Annotated in this window: 25 protein-coding genes; 6 read left to right on the top strand and 19 right to left on the bottom strand. The window is 67.4% G+C overall.

The window, feature by feature from the left end:
* The first annotated feature begins 54 nt into the window (after positions 1 to 54).
* The 3 genes from ACREBX_RS04205 (at position 55) to ACREBX_RS04195 (ending at position 2,796) form a co-directional block, all read left to right on the top strand.
* Positions 55 to 312, top strand: coding sequence for a YjhX family toxin (locus ACREBX_RS04205; RefSeq protein ID WP_431560500.1), 258 nt, complete (start codon positions 55 to 57; stop codon positions 310 to 312).
* A gap of 133 nt (positions 313 to 445) precedes the next feature.
* Complete coding sequence (locus ACREBX_RS04200; protein ID WP_431560499.1) at positions 446 to 2,230, top strand: ABC transporter transmembrane domain-containing protein; 1,785 nt, start codon at positions 446 to 448, stop codon at positions 2,228 to 2,230.
* Positions 2,231 to 2,253: 23 nt separating this feature from the next.
* A complete protein-coding gene (locus ACREBX_RS04195) occupies positions 2,254 to 2,796 on the top strand; it encodes a DUF1993 domain-containing protein (protein WP_431560498.1) in 543 nt (180 codons plus the stop codon).
* Positions 2,797 to 2,818: 22 nt separating this feature from the next.
* Here ACREBX_RS04195 and ACREBX_RS04190 read toward each other — a convergent pair whose 3' ends face one another.
* The 11 genes from ACREBX_RS04190 to ACREBX_RS04140 all read right to left on the bottom strand — a co-directional run bounded on the left by ACREBX_RS04190 (position 2,819) and on the right by ACREBX_RS04140 (position 12,797).
* Entirely contained in the window at positions 2,819 to 3,259 is a 441-nt protein-coding gene (locus ACREBX_RS04190) for an ExbD/TolR family protein (protein ID WP_431560497.1), read from the bottom strand.
* A 242-nt stretch (positions 3,260 to 3,501) separates the two neighbouring features.
* Positions 3,502 to 4,617: an OmpA family protein gene (locus ACREBX_RS04185; protein ID WP_431560496.1), complete on the bottom strand. Its 1,116-nt coding sequence runs from the start codon at positions 4,615 to 4,617 to the stop codon at positions 3,502 to 3,504.
* 129 nt (positions 4,618 to 4,746) lie between these two features.
* On the bottom strand, positions 4,747 to 5,199 hold the full coding sequence (locus ACREBX_RS04180; protein ID WP_431560495.1) for a DUF2793 domain-containing protein: 453 nt from the start codon (positions 5,197 to 5,199) through the stop codon (positions 4,747 to 4,749).
* A gap of 12 nt (positions 5,200 to 5,211) precedes the next feature.
* The gene (locus ACREBX_RS04175; protein WP_431560494.1) at positions 5,212 to 7,389 is read right to left on the bottom strand and encodes a phage tail protein; all 2,178 of its coding nucleotides are present in this window, start codon (positions 7,387 to 7,389) and stop codon (positions 5,212 to 5,214) included.
* Positions 7,390 to 7,462: 73 nt separating this feature from the next.
* Positions 7,463 to 7,843, bottom strand: coding sequence for a hypothetical protein (locus ACREBX_RS04170; protein WP_431560493.1), 381 nt, complete (start codon positions 7,841 to 7,843; stop codon positions 7,463 to 7,465).
* 34 nt (positions 7,844 to 7,877) lie between these two features.
* On the bottom strand, positions 7,878 to 8,699 hold the full coding sequence (locus ACREBX_RS04165; protein ID WP_431560492.1) for a DUF2163 domain-containing protein: 822 nt from the start codon (positions 8,697 to 8,699) through the stop codon (positions 7,878 to 7,880).
* Entirely contained in the window at positions 8,693 to 11,032 is a 2,340-nt protein-coding gene (locus tag ACREBX_RS04160; protein WP_431560491.1) for a DUF2460 domain-containing protein, read from the bottom strand. The genes ACREBX_RS04165 and ACREBX_RS04160 overlap by 7 nt, the downstream gene beginning before the upstream one ends.
* Positions 11,033 to 11,302: 270 nt before the next feature.
* On the bottom strand, positions 11,303 to 11,884 hold the full coding sequence (locus tag ACREBX_RS04155; RefSeq protein WP_431560490.1) for a tail tape measure protein: 582 nt from the start codon (positions 11,882 to 11,884) through the stop codon (positions 11,303 to 11,305).
* Positions 11,877 to 12,080: a phage tail assembly chaperone gene (locus tag ACREBX_RS04150; RefSeq protein ID WP_431560489.1), complete on the bottom strand. Its 204-nt coding sequence runs from the start codon at positions 12,078 to 12,080 to the stop codon at positions 11,877 to 11,879. The genes ACREBX_RS04155 and ACREBX_RS04150 overlap by 8 nt, the downstream gene beginning before the upstream one ends.
* Position 12,081: 1 nt before the next feature.
* Positions 12,082 to 12,393 carry a gene transfer agent family protein gene (locus ACREBX_RS04145; RefSeq protein WP_431560488.1) on the bottom strand — a complete coding sequence of 104 codons (312 nt, stop codon included), beginning with the start codon at positions 12,391 to 12,393 and terminating at the stop codon, positions 12,082 to 12,084.
* Positions 12,390 to 12,797, bottom strand: a complete 408-nt coding sequence (locus ACREBX_RS04140; protein WP_431560487.1) for a phage major tail protein, TP901-1 family — start codon at positions 12,795 to 12,797, stop codon at positions 12,390 to 12,392. The genes ACREBX_RS04145 and ACREBX_RS04140 overlap by 4 nt, the downstream gene beginning before the upstream one ends.
* Before the next feature lie 49 nt (positions 12,798 to 12,846).
* Between ACREBX_RS04140 and ACREBX_RS04135 the strand changes: the two genes are divergently transcribed.
* Entirely contained in the window at positions 12,847 to 13,182 is a 336-nt protein-coding gene (locus ACREBX_RS04135) for a hypothetical protein (protein ID WP_431560486.1), read from the top strand.
* A gap of 3 nt (positions 13,183 to 13,185) precedes the next feature.
* Here the strand turns inward: ACREBX_RS04135 and gp17 are convergent, their stop codons facing one another.
* The 4 genes from gp17 to ACREBX_RS04115 are packed head-to-tail and all read right to left on the bottom strand — an operon-like array spanning position 13,186 to position 16,429.
* Positions 13,186 to 13,578 (bottom strand): tail completion protein gp17, encoded by a 393-nt coding sequence (gene gp17, locus ACREBX_RS04130; protein WP_431560485.1) that lies wholly within the window; start codon positions 13,576 to 13,578, stop codon positions 13,186 to 13,188.
* A complete protein-coding gene (locus ACREBX_RS04125; RefSeq protein WP_431560484.1) occupies positions 13,575 to 14,132 on the bottom strand; it encodes a head-tail connector protein in 558 nt (185 codons plus the stop codon). Before ACREBX_RS04125 ends, gp17 begins: the two co-directional genes overlap by 4 nt.
* The gene (locus tag ACREBX_RS04120) at positions 14,132 to 14,413 is read right to left on the bottom strand and encodes a hypothetical protein (protein ID WP_431560483.1); all 282 of its coding nucleotides are present in this window, start codon (positions 14,411 to 14,413) and stop codon (positions 14,132 to 14,134) included. Before ACREBX_RS04120 ends, ACREBX_RS04125 begins: the two co-directional genes overlap by 1 nt.
* 21 nt (positions 14,414 to 14,434) lie before the next feature.
* Positions 14,435 to 16,429: a hypothetical protein gene (locus ACREBX_RS04115; RefSeq protein ID WP_431560482.1), complete on the bottom strand. Its 1,995-nt coding sequence runs from the start codon at positions 16,427 to 16,429 to the stop codon at positions 14,435 to 14,437.
* Positions 16,430 to 16,671: 242 nt separating this feature from the next.
* On the opposite strand from ACREBX_RS04115, the gene ACREBX_RS04110 reads away from it, so the two are divergent.
* Both ACREBX_RS04110 and ACREBX_RS04105 read left to right on the top strand, forming a co-directional pair.
* Positions 16,672 to 16,959 (top strand): hypothetical protein, encoded by a 288-nt coding sequence (locus tag ACREBX_RS04110; protein ID WP_431560481.1) that lies wholly within the window; start codon positions 16,672 to 16,674, stop codon positions 16,957 to 16,959.
* Positions 16,959 to 17,168 carry a hypothetical protein gene (locus ACREBX_RS04105; RefSeq protein WP_431560480.1) on the top strand — a complete coding sequence of 70 codons (210 nt, stop codon included), beginning with the start codon at positions 16,959 to 16,961 and terminating at the stop codon, positions 17,166 to 17,168. The genes ACREBX_RS04110 and ACREBX_RS04105 overlap by 1 nt, the downstream gene beginning before the upstream one ends.
* A 59-nt stretch (positions 17,169 to 17,227) precedes the next feature.
* Here the strand turns inward: ACREBX_RS04105 and ACREBX_RS04100 are convergent, their stop codons facing one another.
* From ACREBX_RS04100 to ACREBX_RS04085, 4 genes are all read right to left on the bottom strand, one after another.
* Positions 17,228 to 18,370: a phage major capsid protein gene (locus ACREBX_RS04100; RefSeq protein ID WP_431560479.1), complete on the bottom strand. Its 1,143-nt coding sequence runs from the start codon at positions 18,368 to 18,370 to the stop codon at positions 17,228 to 17,230.
* 77 nt (positions 18,371 to 18,447) lie between these two features.
* Positions 18,448 to 18,846 (bottom strand): HK97 family phage prohead protease, encoded by a 399-nt coding sequence (locus tag ACREBX_RS04095; protein WP_431560478.1) that lies wholly within the window; start codon positions 18,844 to 18,846, stop codon positions 18,448 to 18,450.
* A gap of 101 nt (positions 18,847 to 18,947) precedes the next feature.
* Positions 18,948 to 19,256 carry a DUF6127 family protein gene (locus ACREBX_RS04090; protein ID WP_431560477.1) on the bottom strand — a complete coding sequence of 103 codons (309 nt, stop codon included), beginning with the start codon at positions 19,254 to 19,256 and terminating at the stop codon, positions 18,948 to 18,950.
* A 15-nt stretch (positions 19,257 to 19,271) separates the two neighbouring features.
* Positions 19,272 to 20,378 carry a phage portal protein gene (locus ACREBX_RS04085; protein WP_431560476.1) on the bottom strand — a complete coding sequence of 369 codons (1,107 nt, stop codon included), beginning with the start codon at positions 20,376 to 20,378 and terminating at the stop codon, positions 19,272 to 19,274.
* Positions 20,379 to 20,711: the final 333 nt, after the last annotated feature.

Here is a 20,711-nt window from a genome sequence, read left to right as displayed (position 1 = left end):
CGGCGACCAATGGGTCGGCGCGCCTTTGTTGCTTGAAAATCCCGGATCTATCCCATGAATATTTCGAAAGCGGAGCAGCGTATGCTCCATGTGCTGGCGCAAGGCGGCATGATCCGCCATCGGCGCGACGAAAACGGCCATATCGTTGAGGCGCTGTGCGTCACCCGCGACGGGCATGTGCTCGCCACGACTGGTTTGTCACTGTTCAACCGGCTGAGGCGACGCGGTTTCATCGGCTCGCAAAACGGCGCGCCGTACCGCATCACGCAGGCGGGCCTCCGCGCGGTGCGCGCGCAGCTCGACAACCGATGACGGAAAGGGAGCGCGGTGCACGCCGCCGCGCTCCCTTTCGACGCGATCCTGTCGCCCCGCTTCAAAGCGCTTGAAGCCATGTGCCATTCTGCGGCGTTGAGCACCATCGGCGGGACTGCTAGGGCCGTCGTCCATGGCGACCACATCCGAAAAATCCGACGCACCCCGCCGCAAGCTCGGCAGCCTGCGCATGATCTGGCACTATGCCAGCCGCTATCCGCTGCAGCTGCTGATCGCCGCTGTCGCGCTCGGCATTGCTGCGCTCGCGACGCTGGCGATTCCGTATCAATTCAAGGAAATGATCGACAGCGGCTTCGTCGCCGGGGGCGGCGACGTCGCACCGCATTTCCGCTTTTTCTACGTGATCGTGTTGCTGCTCGCGGTCGCCACCGCGCTGCGCTTCTATTTCGTCAGCTGGCTCGGCGAGCGCACCGTCGCCGACATCCGCCAGGCGGTCCAGCGCAACCTGCTCCGTCTCGCGCCCGGTTTTTTCGAGGAAAACCGCCCGTCGGAAATCGCCTCGCGTATGACATCGGACACCTCGGTCATCGAACAGACCGTCGGCACCACCGTTTCGGTCGCGCTCCGCAACACGGTGATGGGGATCGGCGGCATCGCTTATCTCTTCACCCTGTCGCCCAAGCTCACCGGCGGCATATTGCTCGGTATTCCGGTGATCATCATGCCGATCGTGCTGCTCGGCCGAAAGCTCCAGAATGTCTCGCGGTCGAGCCAGGACCGCGTCGCCGACATCGGCGCGACCACCGCCGAGCAATTGGGCGCGATGAAGATCGTCCAGGCGTTCGGGCAGGAAGCGCGCGAGGCCGACCGCTTCACCACCGCGGTCGAGGCGAATTTCGCGACCGCCAAACGCCGCATCCGGCTGCGCGCGATGATGACCGCGATCGTCATCGGCCTGCTCTTCGGGGCGATCACGACCTTGCTCTGGTACGGCGCCGCGGGTGTTGCCGCGGGCACGATCACCGGCGGCACGATCGCCGCCTTCGTGCTCACCGGCGGTCTGGTCGCGGGCGCGTTCGGCGCGCTCACCGAAGTCTACGGCGACCTGCTCCGCGCGGCAGGGGCGGCTGAACGCCTCAGCGAATTGCTCAATGCCGAGGCGAGCATCGCGCCGCCCGCAGAACCGCGCGCCTTCCCCGAACCGCCCGTCGGCACGCTCGAGTTCGATCATGTCGAGTTTCACTACCCGACCCGACCCGACGCCCCCGCGCTCCACGATTTCAGCCTCGCGATCCGCCCGCGCGAAACCGTCGCGATCGTCGGCCCCTCGGGCGCCGGCAAGTCGACGCTCTTCCAGCTCGCCGAGCGCTTCTATGACCCGCAGGGCGGGCAGATCCGTCTCGACGGCGTCGCGCTTACCGAAGCCGACCCCGCCGACATCCGCGCGCGCATCGCTATGGTGCCGCAGGAAACGGTGATCTTCGCCGCCTCCGCGCGCGACAATTTGCGCTATGGCAATTGGGCCGCGACCGACGAGGATTTGTGGGACGCCGCGCGCGCCGCCAATGCTGAGGAATTCCTGCGCAAGCTGCCGCAGGGTCTCGACACTTTCATGGGCGAAGGCGGCGCACGCCTCTCGGGCGGCCAGCGCCAGCGCGTCGCGATCGCCCGCGCGCTGCTCCGCCGCGCGCCGCTGTTGCTGCTCGACGAAGCAACCTCGGCGCTCGACGCCGAGTCCGAAAAGCTGGTCCAGGACGCGCTCGAAACGCTGATGCACGACCGCACGACGATCGTCATCGCGCATCGGCTTGCAACCGTGCGCGCCGCCGACCGCATCATCGTGATGGACGACGGCCGTATCGTCGAAGAAGGCAAGCACGACGAACTCGTCGCCGCCGACGGTCTCTATGCCCGCCTCGCGCGGCTCCAGTTCCAGGACAATCTCGCCGCCGCCTGACACAAGTTCGATCGACCGAAGGAATGACGATGCTCTACGACCTGACCGTACCGGCGTGGCAAAATGGCCTGGGGGCCTTGTCGGGAGAGCTTTCACGCGCGCGCGCATGGGGGGAGGAAAACGGCATCGGCGAATTGCAGTTCGCGGTCGCCCGCCTCGCGCCCGACATGTTCCCGCTCGCCTCGCAGGTCCGCTTCACATGCGTCCAGGCGCTCCAGCCGCTGGTTCGCCTTGCCGATGCCGAAGTCCCCGATTTTGCCGAGGACGCGATCGATTTCGCCGGAATGCAGGAGCAGATCGCGGCGACGCTTGCGGTCCTCGACGCGGTCGATCCCGCCGCGCTCGGCACCGGCCTCGATCGGGCGGTCAGTTTCCCGCTGCCCAACGGCATGATCTTCGACATGAGCGCTTTCGACTATGTCCGCGACTGGGCGCAGCCGCAATTCGCTTTCCACCGCACCGCGGCCTATGCGATCCTGCGCCATATGGGCGTCCCGCTCGGCAAGGCCGATTATGTCAGCTATATGATGCGTTATCTCCGGCCAGGAACAGCTCCCGCCGACTGACGGCCGGCAGGAAGCGGGACGATCAGATCAGGCTGGCGTAATTCTGGATGCCCGGAAAGCCGAGCTTCGACCCGCCGTTGCGCCGGATCGCTCCAATGGCTTCGTCGACGCGCAAATAGCGCGCACGCGCCTCGGGCTCGAGCAGGATCGCCGCCGGCTCTGACCGGTCGGCCGCCTCTTTGACCAGCATCCCCAACTGCGCCAGATCGACCGCCTCATTGTTCCAGCGGATCACGTCGGTGGTATCGATCGTCACGCGATTTTCGTCGAGGACCTTCGCAATCGGCGGCGCCTCGCCAGGCAGATCGACGTCGACACTATGCGTCGGCGGCGGGATGGTGATGATGAACATCACCAACATCACCAGCATAACGTCAATCAGCGGGGTGGTGTTGATGTCAGGATCGCCATTGGGGTCGGCGCGAAAAATGCTGCGATGGAACATGCTGCGGCGTTTGCGCATCGTCTCTCTCCCGCTCGGGGAAGGACGCGCCGCGATTGACGGGCCCCCATCCCTTCATCGAGGGCCCAAGACCATCTCGCGCCCTTGACGTAATGGTATATCATAATGCCAGGCGAGCAAGCAGAATCTGGGATTGACGCCAGGCCACCGTCGCGGCGCAAAGCGCGCATAAAGAAAGGGCGGCACCTTTCGGTACCGCCCCTCTTGTTCGTTCCAGTCCCTGTCGGGAGCGGAAACCGGCCTTACATGCCCGAGTTCGGACCGTAAGTGATTTCCACGCGACGGTTCTGGTCGTTGCGGACGCCATCGGCGGTTGCAACGGCCGGGCGGCTTTCGCCGAAGCCCTGCGCGCTGATCGAGCCATCCGAGATACCGCGAGCGGTGAGATAGCTGCGAACCGCGGTGTTGCGACGTTCCGACAGGCCGACGTTGTACTTGGCCGAACCCGAACGGTCGGCGTGACCGGCGAGCATGACCTGCGTACCCGTGCAACCACGGTTGTAGGCGCTGATCGCGTTGTCGAGCGTCGAAGCCGCTTCCGGCGTGATGTCCGACTTATCCCAGTCGAAGTACACGATATACGGTCCCGGTGCGCATTCCACGACCGGCGGCGGCGGCGGAGGCGGCGGGGGCGGGGGCGGCGGCGGGGGCGGCGGCGGCGGTGCCACAACCGGCTCCGGTGCGCCACCGAAGTTGAACGTCAGCGTACCGAGGATCGAGTGCGAACGGAAGCGCGTCGAAACGTCGCGACCGAGCTGGTCGACCAGGTCGATCTTGTCGGCGTTGAAGAAACGATACTTCAGGCCAACGTCGATGCTGTCGGTCAGCGGAGCGCGGATACCCGCGATCGCCTGCCAGGCAAAGCCCGTGTCCGAATCGTCGAGGAAGTTACCGGCATAGACCGGTTCAACCGAAACGCGCGCAACACCGACACCACCGCCGACAAAGCCCTGAAGGCCGTCGTCGTCACCGAAGTCGAGCAGGCCGTTGACCATGAAGCTCAGCGCGTTCGAATCGCCGGCGAGGTCACGCGAACCAGTAGCCAGCGCACCCGAGCCATTGACCGACTGCGGGATACCAGGCGCGCTGAAGCGGCCCGACTTGATGTCGGCTTCACGGAAACCGACTTCGACTTCCGCGCGGAAACCGCCGAAGTCATACCCGACGGTACCTTCGACGTCATAGCCAGCGCGATGATCAAGCGTACCGGCATTATTGAACGTGCCGATGTCGAGATCCAGGTCCTCGACGAGCATTGCGCCAGCACCCACACCAACATACCAAGAGTTGTCGCGCGCCAGAACAGGCGACGCCAGGGCGGTGGAGGCCAACGCCAGAGCGACGGCAAGCTTCCTCATAATAATTCCCCTTTCAATTGAGATATACGTCTCGGCAGACGTCCTACTCGCCGCTTTGGTTCCGTGCAAGTGAACAAATCGTCAATCTGTTGCCAAAAAGTCGCACTTGTTACGTCAATGAACCGAAATTCAGCCTGAAATCAGAAGACCCTGCGCGGCGAGGTGAAGGATCAGTGTAGAGATCGCGCTACGCGCTTCGGAGTCGATTGTCGACCCGCCGGAAGGCGCCGTGATTGTCGCCGGCACGGCCCATGCGGCGCTGTCGAAACGAAGCTGCGCACCGTCGATCAGGCGCGTCGCCCGCATCCCCTCACGCGGCGGCGCAAATCGCCATCCGCCCCCGGTCCGGATTGCGATCGCATTTTCCTGACCCGCCCAGGCGCCCGTCGGCGCCGTACCGACGATCCAGCATTGCCCCTCTTCCGGATCCACGGGCGGCGCGGTGATCGGCCCGGCCTCGACGGCCGCATGGACCAACGCGTCGAGCAGCGTCAAAGCTTCGTTGTACGTTACCTCTTTCTGCGCTTGCGCCACCGCAAGTAACGGTAACGCGAAGCGCGGTGTGGTTGGTATGGCGATCATGGCATTATCCTTTTATGTCAGTGGTAAGGACAGGGGCGGCGACAGCGCGAAATCCCCCGCCTGCCGAATCTCGATCGTGCAGCCGGGTGGCAGCGCGGCCAGTTCGGCGGCACCGATATTCAGCGTCGGGGATGCGCTTTCCCATGGCCCAATTCCCGGAACGGGCGGTGACAGGGCGATGCGCCAGACCTCATGACTTTCGCCAAGTGGCAGGTCGACATGGTCGCGCCATCCCGTGTCGGCGCGGCTACGCCGGACCCAGCCGATCGTCACGTTGCCCGCACCATCAGTACGGACCTGCCCATGCACCGGGGCCAGCGGCCGCAGCGCCCGACCGGCCGCCGGAACACCAACCTCGGTCAGCGTCGTCCCGCCCCGCGGTGCCCACTCGAGGGTCGCCGCGCCGCCCTCAGCCAATCCGGCGAGCGTCTCGGGCAACGTCAACAGCGCCGGATCGTCGAGCAGAACGAAGGACGCTCCCGCTAAATGGGGCATTCCCCTCTCGGTCCCGGCCCGCCCGCGCAGCAATCGCGACAGCCGCCAGCGTCCGGGTCCAACGACATCGGCGATACCGAACTGCAGCAGCTCGTCAGCGACCATCGCCCGGTTCGCCCCGCCCAGCAGCGCCGCAGCGCCGACCGATTCCAATGCCATTGCCGGATTGACCAGCTGCACCTCGATGCTGTTCACCAGATCGAACAGGCAACCGCTCCCCGCGGCCAACGGCTCGACAAGCTGGCCCAGTGCCGTGGCCGGACGCACCGTGCCGACCGGGATCGGTTCGGTGCCGGGCGACGCGACGAGCCAGCAATCGGCGCCGCGCCAGCCATCGTTGCTGCCGGCGCCGGCTACCAATAGCCGCGGCGCCGATGCCGCCGGACTGCCCATATTGGGAAGGTCGAACAGGTGGACTGTACCAATGGCGTCGGGCCAATCGGGCGCACTCACCGGAACGCCGGGTTCTGCAGGAAAGTCGGCTGCAGGGAGCGGCGCGTGGCGCTTGAGTTCCAGCAAGATGTCGCTGCCGCGAACCGTCCTCCCCGCCAGCCGCCAGCGGCTCCCGCCGGCCAGTGCAACGACATGCCCGACCGTCAGCGCCAGCGCCGCAAGGTCGGCGCGCCATACCAACGTTTCGCGCCCATCGGCCGCGGCGGCGGCAAGCCGCTGCGCGAGCGCCCGCGCCGACGTCGCCGGCAACACCGCGGGCAGGTCGATCCGCTCCTCACGGACCCCGCCACCCGCCACCTGGCTCGTCTGCTGGCCGAGCTGATAATCGCGTTCTGGCTCATAATGCCGCAGCCGGATCGACCCCGGCAGCGACGACAGCGGAGCCCGGCGCTGTTCGGTCCGGTCGCCCAGCGCATCGCCCCGCCCCGCCTCACGAAAATCGGCGAGCGCCAACGGCTCGCCGGCTGCGGCCGTCGGCGCCAGCTTCCATCCGTCCGGCCCGTTCACCAGCCGCACCCCGTCCACCTCGAACAGCGGCGCAAGTGCGTCGCGCAACCGGTCGCCCGATGCGGCATAGCCCGTAAAAGACCATTCGCCGCCACAACGCGCGGCTTCTCCGAACAGGCTATTGCCGACCATCCCCGCGTCGATACCCGCGGCATCGGCCTCGACCTCGAATGTCAGGGACGGAATCCGGTTGCCGAACGCGCCGAGCTCGAGCTCTTCGAACACCGCATAGGCGCACCCCCGAAATGCACTTGTCGACGCGACGCCCAGCGCCGACGCGATCAACGGATCGACCGCCTGATCCTCGCTGCCGTCGTGCCAGCGAAAGATGCACCGTTCGTGGAACGTCCCGCTCGACCCGCGCAGCAGATTGCCGTCGGCCCAGATGCGCCCGATCCCTCGGATCGGCCGCGACGACAGTGCGACCGCCAGCGACACGGCATAGCTATATTCGGTTGTCGACGGCCGTCCCTTGCCTCCGCCGCGCTTGTTCCGCCGTTCGATCAGGTCGGTCGCCCAAATCACGCTGCCCGCAACACGCATCGTCCCGAACATCTGCGGGATTTGCTGGCCATAGGTCGACGCCTGAATCTTCAGGTCGGCCAGCCGCGGCCCCTCGCGTCCCTTGGGTTTGAAAATCTGCGCGTCGATCTGCTGGCCCACCGCAGCCCCGATCGCGGCGCCCACCGGACCCCCGACAATCCCGCCGACCACCGTCAGCACCAACGTTGCCATGATGCGCTCCCAACAAAATGATTTTTATCCCCTCCCGCTTGCGGGAGGGGTAGCGAGACTGGCAGCTTGCTGCCTAGTCACAGCGGGGAGGGCATTGCTCCAGCCGCCAGCACGCCACCCCGTGCATGGTTTCATCGAGCGGCGTCTCGACCACTCGCCGCAGCCCTGCATGCGCATGCACCAGCCGATCCAGCCCCATCAAGCCGAGATGAAACTGCCCCGCCGGATAGGCGACCAGCATCACATCGCCCTCGTGCCCATCCCCCACGACCGGCACGAAGCCGGCCTGAAACAGGCCCGCTTCGACCTGAGTCCGCGACCAGCCGCGCAGCGGATAACCGCGTGGTCGTTCCAACACGCACCCCGCCGCCGCATAAGCCGCCCACACCAGCCCCACACAATCGAGCCCCGTAGCGGGATCGCTCCCCTGCGGCCGGAACGTCGCCCCGACCATGGATCGCGCCGCCGCAAAAGCGCGCGGTCCAGGCTCATCCACCGGGATAACGCGTCAGCAAATCATTGCCCGGCAGGTGCGCCTCGCCGCGAAAGTTGGCCGCATTCGCAAAGCGGTCGCGGCACGTCGCAAGCTGCTTGTCGCACCCTTCGGTAAGCCGCACGCGTACCGGCTCTGCGACAGAAAAAGGCGGCGCTTCGGCCAGATGCAGCACCGCCGCGTCGACCGCGACCACCGGGCTGCCCAGCCCGCAATTGCCGCCCTCCATCCACTTGAGCTCGCCGAACGCCATTCCGGGCGCGGCCGCGTCCAGCGTAACCATCCGCCCATCGACGGCAACGACCCGCCTGTGATGCGCAAGCGGCGCCAGGTCGATCCGGCACGCCCGGTCGCCGAGCATGGCGCGGCACGACGGCGAGGTGGCCGGACACACCGGCCGGTCGAGCACGCGGGCCACCCCCTGCAACTCGGCAGCAAAGGCCGGCCCGCGCCGCTCGATCGCCCCCAACGATCCGCGCGCCACCGTGACCGGCGCGACGTCGGCCGCGCTCCAGTCGGTGACGAACAACTCCATCTCCGCGCCGTCCCACCGCCCGGCGTCCAGATCGCGCGCGGCGATGGCGTCGCTTGTCACCGCGCCCTCAAGGTCCATCGTCGCCACGTCGAGGCTGTCGCTCGTCTCCAGCGCCGAAGGCTTCATCCCCGGCGCGGCGCGGTACATCGTGCCGCCAACCATCAGGTCATGGTCGTGCGAGGTCAGCCCGACGACGACCCCGTCGCGCCGCGCCAGCCGCCAGCACCACGCCAGCGTCACCAGCTCTTCGCGCAGCCAGTCGGGCGCGCGTTCCATCACCATGGCGCACGCACCTCGACCAGCGGCACGCTCGCCATCTCGCCCGCCAGGAAGGTCGCGCGGCTCACCTCCAGCCGATCGTCGGCAAAGCGCACCGGCACGTCGAACAGAAACCCGGCGCGCACAGCCACACCGGGCGCGGGCGCGACATCGAGCAGAACCTCGCCCGCATCCGTCACTTGAAATCCCGCCGTCTCGATCCCGTCGACCGACACGCGCACGCTGTCTTCCACCGGCAAACGGACGCTGCGCACCTGCTCGGCATAGCCCGCGCCATAGCGCTTCACCAACGCAAACTGCCGCCGCGCGCCATCGCCGACCCCCAGCATCTGGTCGCCCGCCGCCGGCAACCCGCCATCCGTGGCCGAACTGCCATCGAACGGATCGCGAAAGCGAAACGCCCGCGCCGCGCCGCGCCGCGCGCGAAAAAAGTCAACGAGCATCCGCACATCGACCTCGGACCGGATTCCCGGCCCCGCGTCATAGCGCATTCGCGCCTCGGCCCATTCGCTCGCGCGCTGCTCGTGCCCCGACGGCGAGTTCACGATCTGCGTCGAAAACTCGGTCGCGACCATCGCCTCACGCCCGATTGCCAGCGGAAAGTCCACCGCATCGAATGCCTGCACGTCATCCTCCCCATCGAATGTCACAAACCCGTCGCGCGCCACCTGCGGCAGCGCCCAGACAAAGGCCCGCGCAACCCCCGCGCGCCGCGCGCCATCGGCCGCATCGGCAATCGCCGCCCATTGCGCACGATCCTCCGCCGCCAGCACGAAGCCCGAAAAATAATGCTGTTCCGCAATCGGATAACCCAGGCGCAGCGTCATCGCCGCGCGCGCGAGCGCCGTCTCCGCCCCGCGCTCGCCGGTCACCCAGTCATAATCCTCGAGCTGTAGCACATCGAAGGCCGGCGCTGCCCACCCCAGCGGCACATTGGCGCGACGCACCGCGGGCGCCGCCGGGTCAAGCACCGTCGGCAGATAGACGAGCAAATGGCTCACCAGCTCCGCCGTCCCCGCCGCGTCGCGCGCGGCCGCAACGAGTGCGGCGGTCGACCCCGCCAACAAAGCCCCCAACGCATCGAGCATCGCGAGTTGCGCCGCATCCAAAGTCCCGCGCACGTCGGCAATCGGAACGCTCGCCGCCCCCAGCGCCGCCGTCGTCGCCGTATCATAGGCGCAAATCCGTCCGCCACTCGCGATCCACCACCAGGGCTCGCCGACCTGGAATTTCAGCGGCAACCCCGCCCCCGCCGCGACCGCGACAAACGCCCGCGCGACCAACTGCAAATACCCCATCGCCGCCGCATTCGCCGGCGACAGCAGGGTCGACGGCGGCGCCCACCCGGTCAGCGCGGGCGACCCGTCGCTCGCCCGCTGTTGCCAGTCATCCCGACAATAGGCGTCGAACAGCTCGTAGGAGAGCGACCAGATCACCCCCAGCCCCGCCTCGCGGCAGGCCGCCGCAAACCCCGCATGCCACGCCGCGCATGGCGCGTTGAGCACCCCGCCCACGACGCTCGCATAAAAGCCGCCGCCTGACGCCTCGAGCCGCATATAATGGCTCATCCCGACATAGTGGACGACATCGCCGCGATAACCGAGCTGGATCATCTGCCGCACCAGCCGCGTCGGCGTCAGGTGATAGCTGTCGTCATAGCCGCTCGCGATCCCCAGCCCCCCTTTCGCCGGGTCCAATTCGGGCATCACGACGTCGCCGAGCGCCAGCACCGACCCCGACCCCGAACAGGCAATCGCGCTCATCTCGGCCCAGCCCGCGACCGGTGCCCCCAGCACGCCTTCGCCGCCATCATAGGTCGGCGGCACCAGCGAAATGAACATCCGGTCGATGTCGCCTGCCCACACCCGATCGGCCTCGCCGGGAAGCAGGAAGCCACCGTCGAGCGCGTCGAAATCGAGGCTGACGAGCGCATCCTCGGCCGTCCCATCGGCATAATTCCAGAGCCGAACATACCAGGCGCGCGGCACGCCAGCCGCATCGCGCCCCTCGATCGTCAAGGTTGGGCCATGCAGCGCGTCGAGCGGCTTCACGCCGCCCGACCGCCACCGAAACCTCAGCTGCGTGTGCCGGAAATCGCGCTTCGTCTCATACGCGAGCAAAGGATGATCCCAGCGATCCTCCGCTTCCCAGATCAGCCCCGCCAGATCGTGCTTCTGATAGAAGACCGTCTCGACACGCAGCGCGCCCGGCGCCTCGCTCGTCACGCTTGCCATCATCGGCCGCGCAAAATCGACCGTCCAATATCGCGGATCGAACCGCTTGAGCCAACCCTTCCGATGATGCGGCTCGGCGGCCGCGACCAGCGCCCAGCCCATCACGAGAGCCTTTCCGGGGCACTTTTATGCGCCGGGATAGACTGGAGAAGCCCGCTGGGTAGGAATGGCGCGCAGCGCGGGCCGGTAGCCCGTGCAAGGGCCATGACGCCGCCAGCGGGCTTCTCCAGTCGACCGCGCAGCGGCGGGCCAATTTTGGCCGATTGCTGCGTTGCTCGTCGGTCACGATGCATCGACATCTCTCTCTCCTCGCGCCTTGCACTCGGCCAAAATTGGCTCCGTCCCGGCGTATAAAAGTGCCCCGGAAAGGCTCTAATCCCCCGCCGCGACCGCACGCCGCACCGCGCGCGCCAGTTGCCGCCCCGTCTGCGCCAGCCGCTGCGGCTCGCTCCCCGCCTGCCCATGAACATTCACCGTAATCGCGAAATTGCGCACACCCCCGGCGCCCGCCGCCTCGATCCGCCCGCTCGCGGTCGGCACGAACAGCTCAGGCCCGCGCTCACCGACGCGATAGGCACGCCCGCCGCTCACCGGCCCGCCCGTCGCCCGCCCCGGCGCGCCGAACAGCGCCATCGCGATCGAGGTGCCGAGCGACAGCAGATTGCCGCTCCCGCCTCCCCCCGACCCGCCGCCCGTCGCCGCGCCGATCCCGTTCGAAATCGCCGCCCTTGCGATGTCCGCCATCACCGACAGCGCGAGCCGCTTCAGATCCTCGAACCCCATCTTGCCGCTGACGATCGCACGCGACAGCGCCCGCTCGATCGCGCGCCCCGCCTGATCGGCCTCGGCGACCAGCGGCCCACCCAGCTCGGCGCGCAATGCCGCAATGTCGCGCCGGAACGCGCCGGTGTCGGCGCGAACCGCAACCACCATTTCGTCGATCTCGTCACCCATCGGGAAACCTCTCCATCATCGCCGCCAGCGCCGCGCCGCCGAAGCACGCCTCGGCATCCGCCTCGACCCAGCCCGCCAGCACCGCGCGCACATCGGCCGGCGTCGCGGCCCAAAATTCACCCGGCCGCCATCCCGCGACGCGCGCCATCACGCCCGCAAGCTTGATCGCCGCAGGCCCCAGCCGATCGTCCGCCACCTCATCGTCCCTGCAAAATCTGCCCCAGCAACACGCGCAGCGCCGGGGTAACCGACGTCAACCCCTGCGCGATGACCGCCTCGCCGACCGCCTCGCGCGTCAGCGTCTCGGGCCGATCCTTCACGCAATGCCAGAACAGCGAAACCAGCTCGCCCAGCCCCAACCGCGCATCGGCGGCACGCTCAACCAGCGCGAAGAGCGGCCCGAGTTCGGCTTCCGCCGCGACCAACGCGGCAAAACTCGGCCGCAGGACATGGACATCGTCCCCGACGCGCAATTCCGCTTCGCCGCGCAATGCGTTAGCGCCGCTCACAGGCTGGCCACCGCGCCGCTCGATTCCAGGTTCAGCGTGTAATTGCGCTCGCCATTATAATCGCCGGCGTAATCGAGCCGCGTGACCAGGAAACGCCCGCGCATTCGCTCGCCGCTTTCAAAGCTCAGCTCATAATCGTCGATCACGCCCGAAAGCGCATGGCCGCGCAGCCGCACCTCGGCATCGGACCCGGTAAAAATGCCCGCCGCGCTCACTGAAACCGATCGCACCCCGGCGCCCGACAGCAGTTCGCGCCAGCCGCCCGAATCCTTGTTCGTGACGTTCACCGCCTCGCCGTTGACCGACAGCTGCGTGGTGCGCAGGCCCGCGACCGTGCGATAGGTGGGCGGGGCTTCCCCGTCGCCGATCTTGAGCAGAAAATCGCTCCCATTTTCAATCGCCATCGTCTAATCTCCTCGGGTAAAAAATCATCCGTTAATGGGGAGTCGCAGGATGCTGATCACAACATTGATTTTGGCCGTCATGGTGCAGTCGCCCTCGGCGACGGTCGACACGACGCGCGCCGCCTTCACCAAGTGCCTGCGCGCCGACATGAAGAAGGCGCTGGAGGCCAAGGTCGAAGAGGCCGAATATGAAATGACGGTGAAATCGAACTGCGCGACCGAGCGCGACGCCTTTCGCAAGGCGGTGATCGCGCTGGGCCGGTCGGGCGGCGATTCCGAAAAGGTCGCGGGCGAAGACGCCGATATGCAGATCGACGATTATCACGCCAATTTCACCGACAAGTTCAAGGACTATAAGTCGACGAACACGATGCCGGGCGAGTGATCCTCACGCCGCGAGGCAGCGGCACCGCAAGATGAACTCGTGCCGCCAGCCGCCTTCGCGTACGAAGGTGAAACGCGTCCGTATCATCCGCACGCCGACCACCGCCCAGCCGTCCGCCGCCCCGCGCAGCGTGGCCGCGACGGCTTCGATACGCGCCGCGGCCAGATCGTCGACCCCGCTGCCCACGCCGACCAATGTCAACGTCAGGCGGATTTCGCGCCCCGCCCGGTCCTTGGTTCCCCAGTCGCTGCCGTCCGCGGTGCCGACCGCCACATAGGGCGCACTCGCCCGCGGCGGCGTGCCGTCGAATATCCCGTGCACCATCGCCGCCAGCGCGTCATCGCGCGCCAGCAGCTCGATCGCCCGCGCGCGCACCGCACCTTCCGCGCCCGTCATTGCCCGCTCCCCAGCGTCAGTCGCCGCCACGGCTGCCACAGTGCCGCGATCACCGCCGGCGGGGCCGCGCCCGCGCCGTCGCGCGCCCCATCACGCGCCTCGTGCAGATGCTGCGTCATACGGACGATGCCCTGCCGGATCGCTTCGGGAATCCCGTTCGCCCCTTCGGCGATTCCCGCACGATAGGCGACGCGAACCCGCGCCGCGCCGCTAGGATCGCTCACTGTCACCCGCGCGGTGCCGTCGCGGCCGATCGACGTCCGGTAATCGCCGTCGCCCAGCACGGCCTCGTCACCGCCGGGAAACAACAAGATCACCCCATCGATCCCTACCACCGGCCGCGCGCCGGGTTGGACCGCGCCGTTTTTCAACGGCAAAACCTCCTCGGCCGCGCGAATGACCAGCCACTGCCCGATAAAGGCTTCGCAGATATTGGTCGCCGCGCGGACAAGGCCCGCCACCACGGCATCGTCGATCGTCGCTCCCAGCCGCAACCAACCGCGCGCTTCGTTCAGGCTCACCGGGGCATCGCCGGGCACCAGACTTTCCGCCATCACCGTTCCTCCACCCGCACGGTCATCGACCGCTCGTCGATCTGTCCGTCGCTCAGCGTCACCCGGTTGGTGACGCGATAGACATGACCGGCCACGCCGCCCGCCAGCGTGGCGGTCGTGCGGGTCAGGTCATGCGCCGCGGCGGCAACTTCGATCCCGTCGTCCCGGGCCGGCGCGACCGTCCAGCCGCTCGCGACCACCGCTTGCCCGTCGGGATAGGCGGCCGCCCAGTCGAACTCATAATCGATCCGCGCATCGGGATCCTTCACCACCATCGCCATGGCTGCTCCTCTCTCTCGATCCTATGGTTTACGCGGTTTTACGCGGCGGCCGGGTTCGCGCGCGATCGGCACCGTGCCGCGCGGCGCCGACGGCTCGGGCCCGCCCCATTCGCTCGCCAGATCGCGCGGCGCCGTGTCGCCGACCGCGCGCGACGACAGCGCCGACCCGCCGATCACGCCGCCGCCTCCAGCGCGGCGAGCCGCGCCTCCTGCGCCGCGATCAGGAACAACAGCAGCTGGTCGGGGCGAATGCCGAAACGGTCGCCCGCTTCGTCGCCCTCCTCCCATGCGTCCCAACACAAAAAGGCATAGGGTGTCGCACCGGGCCGTCCCTCGGCATCGATCGGGTCGATCAGGCTTTCGTCGGCCATGATCTCCCACACGCGCTGCGCCTGGACGCCGAAATGATAACGCGCATTGTCCGCGCCCTTCGCAGCGATCGCATCGTTCCATTGACAAAAAGCCCAGCTCGGCGACGATCCGCCTGCCCGCGCGCATCTCGGCCGCATTGGCGGCGCCGCGCCAGGTTTTTTCACGCGCGTCCGACGTGTTGATCGTACCGGTGGCCGCATAGACGACCGTAGTACGGTTGCCGGCCCCGCCGAGCGAATGGACATTGTCCGACACCGGCTGGAAATGGCCCGCCGTGACCAATTGCCAGCGCGCCGCATTGCCGGTCGCAAAGATATGTCCGCCGGTCGGCCCGACGCTGTTCCCGGAATAATGCCAGAGGCGGCCCAGATTATCGACCGTCCAGCCATAAGCCTCGGTGCCGCTGACGGGCACGAGGTTCAGCTTCAGCTGCTGGTTGGTGGGCGCCGGCGAATTCGCATAGGAGGTGTCGAGGCTGATCCGCGTCGGCGTGGCAAGCGGACCTCCCAGGACGCCCAGTTGCAGCAGGCTCCCCCGAAAGGTGACCGCGCCCGTCCCTGCGGCGATCTGCATCGAAGAGGCCGCGGCCTGATTGTCCCAGATCGCAAAGTCGCCGCCGCCGTTGACCCCCAGGCTATAGCTGCGCGCGGCCACATTCCCGCCCAGCGTCAGACAGGGATAGTCGCCCTGGATGTGAAGCTGACGGTTGAAACCGCCGCTGTTGCCGGGCGAGGCCGTGCCGATCCCGACATTCCCCGCGCCGTCGACCCGCACTCTTTCGGTGGCACCGGTATCCAGCGCCACGAAATCGCCGCCGATCCGTATCCCGTCCCGGCCGGCGCCCGCGCCCGCGACGTTGAACAGGCCCGTAAACCCGGCATCCGCGTAAAGATAAAGCGATTGCCCACTCGCAACGCCGAAACGCGCGACATCGCCCGCACCGCCGGCCTCGACGTGCAAGCGCACTGTTGGCGCGTTCGTCCCGATACCCAATTGTCCCGACGGTGACAGCCGAAGCCGCTCGACGCCGTCGGTCGCGATGCCGATCGCGTCCGCCGCCGCCCGGAAAAGACCGGTATCGGGGTCCGCCGCAAAACTGATCGCGGGCACGGCGGCGCCGCCGTTCTGCGCCCCGAGCGGACCATCCAGCGCGTACCGCCCATCGCTGGCCCGAAAGGCAAGCGTGGAAAGCGGAATATTCACCCAGCCTTCGCCGCGCCGCACGGTCACCCGGTCGTCCGCCGCCCCCGCCGTCGCCGCGGGGTGCGTCGTCGACAGCGGCTGCTTTGCCGCCAAGGCTTCGGCCAGTTCGCTGCCCTCCGCATCGTGCGCGGCGAACCATTCGGCGCCGACGGTCAATGCAATCGTCTTCAGACCCGGCGCGAAATCGACCCGGTCGCCGGCGTTGGACGAGGCCGCGACGCTGTCACGCTGCAGCCGGCCCGCGCCGTCGATCCGGCCGATGCCGACTTCCCACTGCGCCGGCTGGGCGATGCCGGCGATGGCATAATGAAAAGGATCGCCCACTGGAACGATCCCCGAAAAACGGCGGTGGCCGGGCACTGCACCCGTCGGCATCAGTGGTCCGGTCCCGCCATCCTGGCACAGCTCGCGCACCAGATCGGCGAAAAAGAAGGTCGGCATGGCAGGGCTATCCTTTCGGGGAAATCGTTGATTGGGAGAAAGAACCGGTCGCCATGGCGTCAGACCGAGTAGGAATCACAGATAACTAAGGGCCAAAATGGCGGTTTCGCACGCCCCCCAGCACTCGCGCGCCGAGCGAAAACATGCGCGCGGTGGTGCGGGACGCGCGGGGGAAAGCTTTCCCCGAACCCCGTTCGTAAATCATCTGGACAACACTCGCCCCGCCCGCCAACGCTGGCGCCATGAATAAATCGCTTGTCGGGCTGCTGATCGCTGCCCTGCCCCTCATCGCCTCGCCCGTCTTCGCGCAGGAGACGCCCGCTGCGACGCAAAACGCCGCACCGAAAGCCGATCCTGATGAGAAAATGCTGCGCGACATTCTGGACTATTGCGTCGGCAGCTATGACATCCCCTCGGGTAAGCGCAGCGACCTCAGCCATTGCAACGGCACCAGCATCGAGGCTGTGCTCGAGGCGATCGGGACCTGCTGGCCGGTGCTCGAACCTATCCCGCACAGGATGCACCCCTGATGTTCGCGCACCTTGCAAGGGCGACGATGGCGTCGGACTCGAACGACTGGGAGGGTTTCATAACCCATTTGACCTCGGTCCGTGATGTCCGCACCAGCAGCCGCATCGACGCGGCGGCTTTCGGGCCATTTACCACTGAAATAATCGACCAATGGCTTGCGGAAGCGAAAAAACGCGTGGCTACACGCCAGGCGTCGAGCAAGAAATAAGCACCCGGCCCTGCACCGAAAGGGAAAGGACCAAGGCCGGGCGCCCATCGCGCGCCAGATCAGCTGGCGGCGAATTTCATCAGCTTGATCGCCTGCGTGTCGATGATCGCACCGCCGACCCTCTTCGTTGCATAGAAATGCACGAAGGGTTTGTTGCTGAACGGATCGCGCAGGATGCGCGTTTCGCCGCGGTCGGCGACCAGATAGCCGGCGCGGAAATTGCCGAACGCGATCGACAGGCTGTTCGCGCCGACATCGGGCATATCCTCGGCCTCGACGACAGGATAACCCAGCAACGTCGCCGCCTGCCCCTCGACCATCCCCGGCTGCCAGATGAAGGCTCCGTCGGTCGTCTTGAATTTGCGGATGCGGCTCAGCGTGTCCGAATTCATCACCCAGCTCGCGCCCTGCCGGTACGGCGCCTTCAGCGAGTGGACCAGTTCGACCAGTCTGTCCTGCGGGTTCGACGCCGGAAAAGCCCCCGCCGTTCCCGTCGCCAGATGCTGCAACGTGCCAAACGCGCGCACGCTGTCGATCTCGTTCGTCGTCGTATAAGTCAGGAAACCCTTCGGCCGGTTCGTGCCATTGCCGCCCACGAACGCGCCGCCCTCGGCGATCGCGAACTCGCGCCCCAGCTGCTCGGCCAGCCAGTCCTCGACGTTGAACATCGCATCGTCGAGCATCGCCTGGCTCGCCGCCGGATTGGCGTAAAGCTCGCCCGACGGCGGCACAATCTCGGCAAAATTGCGCGTCGCGGTCTCGGGCCGCACTGCGGTCTCGCCGACCCAGCCCGCGCCCATCGATCCGGTTGCGATCAGCTTGCGATAGCCGCTCGTTCCCGTCTGCACGACCGTCGCGATCGACCGGATCGGCGACAGGCTTTTCAGCGTTGCCGCGATGCTGCCGTCGATCTCGCGCGGCACCGCAAAACCGCCCTCGCCGCCGCTTGCCCCCGACAGGCTCTTCATCTCTACACCCGCATCGATCCCGCGGCGCAGGTAACGCTCGACGAAGGCATCGCGCGCCGGATCGGCCGCCTTCGCGCCGTCGAGCGGCAGCCGCGACGCCGCCACCGTCTGCGCAGCGACCTGCGCTTTCAGCGCCGCCACCGACGCCTTCAACTCATCGACCGCCTCGGCCGCCAGCACCGCATCGAATGCCCCCTCGAGCGCATCCGCCTTCACTTCCATCTCCATATCCATGCCCGTCACTCCTTCATCGAAAATAGACTCCATCCCCCTCGACGGGGGAGGGTTGCGTAGCCTTGGCAGCTTCCTGCCTAGGCGAAGCTGGGAGAGGGTGAGGCGACCTCACGCTCACCGCCCACATCCACCACAATCACCCGCGCCAAAGGCTGCATCGGCGCTGCCACCAGACTCACCTCCGCCAGATCGAGCCCCAGCAACTCGCGCGGCCCATTCCCGCGCGACGCCGTCACCCGATAGCCAAAGGACAATCCCGTCAGCGCCCCGCGCGCGACCAGCGCCGCCGCCGTCGGATGTGTCACCCGCGCCACCACGCGCAGCCCGCGCGCATCCTCCGCCAATGTCTCGATGACACCGATCACGGCGCCCGGCCGATGCTGCCACAGCAACGGCACCGCCCGCCGCTCGCGCAAACTCGCCGCAAAGGCCCCAGCTCGTACCACATCGCCCCCGCGATCGACCCGATCGAACACCGAAGCATAGCCCGCAAACCGTACCTCCGCTCCGGCTTGCGGGAGGGGGTGTCCCGAAGCCCGTGACTCGGGGCACGGGTGGGCCGCGGCACTCGCCACCCTCACCTGAGCAACCCCGGCAGCCCCAGCTTCATCGCCAGCCCGACGACCAGCAGCGCCAGCCCGCACCGCACCGCCCAGTCGACCACCGCCTTCCACGCGCTCTTCTTGGCATCGCGCCACGCACCCAGCAGCTGCCGCAAATCGCTCACATCGTCTCGCGCCGCCTCATCGGCGAGCCCCAGCCGCGCCAGCGCCCGCCGCGCGCCCAGCTCGCTCGCTTCCTCCACGACTGCACGCAGCAAAGCCGCATCGGGCGCGCTCGTCCCCGCCAGCGCGATCAACCGCGCCAGCGCCTCTTCCTCATCCATGTCGCAATCTCCGGGTTAAGCGACGCCCAGCAGCGCCTTCTTCTCATCCGCCGTCAGCCAGTCCGCCGCCGACACCTCGCGCCACAGCGCCATCCGGTCCTCCGCCAGCGCCGGCACCTTGTCCAAATCGACGCGCAACTCGGCGCCGTCGAACCAGCCGCTAAGCCCCTGCGCAATCGCGCCCAATATCTTCGCGCACAGCGGCAGCACGGTCAGCCGCCACAGCGCCCGGTTCGCCTCGCGATAATTGGCATAAGTCGCATCGCCGGGCAGCCCGAGCAGCATCGGCGGCACCCCGAACGCGAGTCCAATCTCGCGCGCGCTCGAATCCTTGAGCGCCAGAAAATCCATCTCGGCCGGCGACAAGGACAGCGCCTGCCACCGCAATCCACCCTCCAGCAGCAACGGACGCCCCGCATTCGCCCCGCCCGCGAAACTCTCGGCCAGCTCCTCGCGCAGCCGATCGACCTGCTCGGCCGACAAGGGCATCCCCTTTTCGCCCGGATCATGCACCAGCGCGCCCGAAGGCCGCGCCGCATTGTCGAGCAGCGCCGCATTCCACTTCGCCGCCGCATTATGCGCCGCGATCGCGCCCGAAGCCGCGCCCAGGCACCCCGCGCCATAATGATCGTCCAAGGGATGCAACGCCTTCACATGCACCACCGCGGTCCGCCCCGCGCCATCCTCGGCGGACAGCACCGCAGCCGACCCGCCTGCCTTGTAGCGATAGGCCACCGGCCATCCGCGTGCGTCGGCCTCGACCGTCACCCGATCGGGCCGCAGCGCGAACAGCTCCACCGGCGCCCCCGCCCCATCGGCCAAAATCTGCACATATCCATTGCCGTGCAGCAGCAATTGCGACGCCAAAGTCTCGACCAGCCCCTGCCCGCCCGACGTCGCCGCGACGAGCGCCGCCAGCGCCGGATCGCTCGCCACCAAGGGCGCGCTACCGGCAGCCTCGGCCACCAGCCGCACCGCCCGCTGGACGATCGCGTTGGACAAATAGCCCTCGCGCACCTGCGCCTCCCAGCTGAGCGGCGCAGGCGCCGACCAATTCCCGTACACACGCGACAAAGCGGGCCGCGCAGGTGCCTGCGCAGCCTTCCGGCCAAACCAGTTCATAATGATCTCCTGCAAATTCTCCTCTCCCCTTGAGGGAGAGGGTTGCGAAGCCTTGCGAGCTGGCTCGCCAGGCAAAGCTGGGTGAGGGTTTGCGCGCTATCGACCGGAAGCTGCCCTATCTTTCATCGTCATCCCGGACTTGATCCGGGGTCCATAGCCGCCCCATCGTCGTGGGCCGCGGATCAAGTCCGGGGTGACGAAGGGCGGCTAACGACCGGTTGCAGCCGTAAAGGTCCTCCCCGCTTGCGGGGAGGGGGACCGCCGAAGGTGGTGGAGGGGGTTGGCGGCCTGAAGCGACGTTGCGGGCGGGCGCCAGCCCCCTCCGTCAGCGCT

This window comes from Sphingopyxis sp. (assembly GCF_050725655.1).
Lineage (GTDB): Bacteria > Pseudomonadota > Alphaproteobacteria > Sphingomonadales > Sphingomonadaceae > Sphingopyxis.
This window is presented reverse-complemented; position numbering and strand designations above follow the sequence as displayed.

Excerpts from the sequence above, each read along its gene's own strand:
- ACREBX_RS04180 (WP_431560495.1), bottom strand. The coding sequence starts at position 5,199 with ATGATCGCCATACCAACCACACCGCGCTTCGCGTTACCGTTACTTGCG.
- ACREBX_RS04115 (WP_431560482.1), bottom strand. The coding sequence starts at position 16,429 with ATGCCGACCTTCTTTTTCGCCGATCTGGTGCGCGAGCTGTGCCAGGAT.
- ACREBX_RS04190 (WP_431560497.1), bottom strand. The coding sequence starts at position 3,259 with ATGCGCAAACGCCGCAGCATGTTCCATCGCAGCATTTTTCGCGCCGAC.
- ACREBX_RS04205 (WP_431560500.1), top strand. The coding sequence starts at position 55 with ATGAATATTTCGAAAGCGGAGCAGCGTATGCTCCATGTGCTGGCGCAA.
- ACREBX_RS04155 (WP_431560490.1), bottom strand. The coding sequence starts at position 11,884 with ATGGGTGACGAGATCGACGAAATGGTGGTTGCGGTTCGCGCCGACACC.
- ACREBX_RS04170 (WP_431560493.1), bottom strand. The coding sequence starts at position 7,843 with ATGGTCGGGGCGACGTTCCGGCCGCAGGGGAGCGATCCCGCTACGGGG.
- ACREBX_RS04110 (WP_431560481.1), top strand. The coding sequence starts at position 16,672 with ATGAATAAATCGCTTGTCGGGCTGCTGATCGCTGCCCTGCCCCTCATC.
- ACREBX_RS04125 (WP_431560484.1), bottom strand. The coding sequence starts at position 14,132 with ATGGCGGAAAGTCTGGTGCCCGGCGATGCCCCGGTGAGCCTGAACGAA.
- ACREBX_RS04160 (WP_431560491.1), bottom strand. The coding sequence starts at position 11,032 with ATGGGCTGGGCGCTGGTCGCGGCCGCCGAGCCGCATCATCGGAAGGGT.
- gp17 (WP_431560485.1), bottom strand. The coding sequence starts at position 13,578 with ATGACGGGCGCGGAAGGTGCGGTGCGCGCGCGGGCGATCGAGCTGCTG.
- ACREBX_RS04085 (WP_431560476.1), bottom strand. The coding sequence starts at position 20,378 with ATGAACTGGTTTGGCCGGAAGGCTGCGCAGGCACCTGCGCGGCCCGCT.
- ACREBX_RS04200 (WP_431560499.1), top strand. The coding sequence starts at position 446 with ATGGCGACCACATCCGAAAAATCCGACGCACCCCGCCGCAAGCTCGGC.
- ACREBX_RS04140 (WP_431560487.1), bottom strand. The coding sequence starts at position 12,797 with ATGGCGATTGAAAATGGGAGCGATTTTCTGCTCAAGATCGGCGACGGG.
- ACREBX_RS04165 (WP_431560492.1), bottom strand. The coding sequence starts at position 8,699 with ATGGTGATGGAACGCGCGCCCGACTGGCTGCGCGAAGAGCTGGTGACG.
- ACREBX_RS04185 (WP_431560496.1), bottom strand. The coding sequence starts at position 4,617 with ATGAGGAAGCTTGCCGTCGCTCTGGCGTTGGCCTCCACCGCCCTGGCG.
- ACREBX_RS04195 (WP_431560498.1), top strand. The coding sequence starts at position 2,254 with ATGACGATGCTCTACGACCTGACCGTACCGGCGTGGCAAAATGGCCTG.
- ACREBX_RS04105 (WP_431560480.1), top strand. The coding sequence starts at position 16,959 with ATGTTCGCGCACCTTGCAAGGGCGACGATGGCGTCGGACTCGAACGAC.
- ACREBX_RS04135 (WP_431560486.1), top strand. The coding sequence starts at position 12,847 with ATGCTGATCACAACATTGATTTTGGCCGTCATGGTGCAGTCGCCCTCG.
- ACREBX_RS04120 (WP_431560483.1), bottom strand. The coding sequence starts at position 14,413 with ATGGCGATGGTGGTGAAGGATCCCGATGCGCGGATCGATTATGAGTTC.
- ACREBX_RS04100 (WP_431560479.1), bottom strand. The coding sequence starts at position 18,370 with ATGGATATGGAGATGGAAGTGAAGGCGGATGCGCTCGAGGGGGCATTC.
- ACREBX_RS04090 (WP_431560477.1), bottom strand. The coding sequence starts at position 19,256 with ATGGATGAGGAAGAGGCGCTGGCGCGGTTGATCGCGCTGGCGGGGACG.
- ACREBX_RS04175 (WP_431560494.1), bottom strand. The coding sequence starts at position 7,389 with ATGGCAACGTTGGTGCTGACGGTGGTCGGCGGGATTGTCGGGGGTCCG.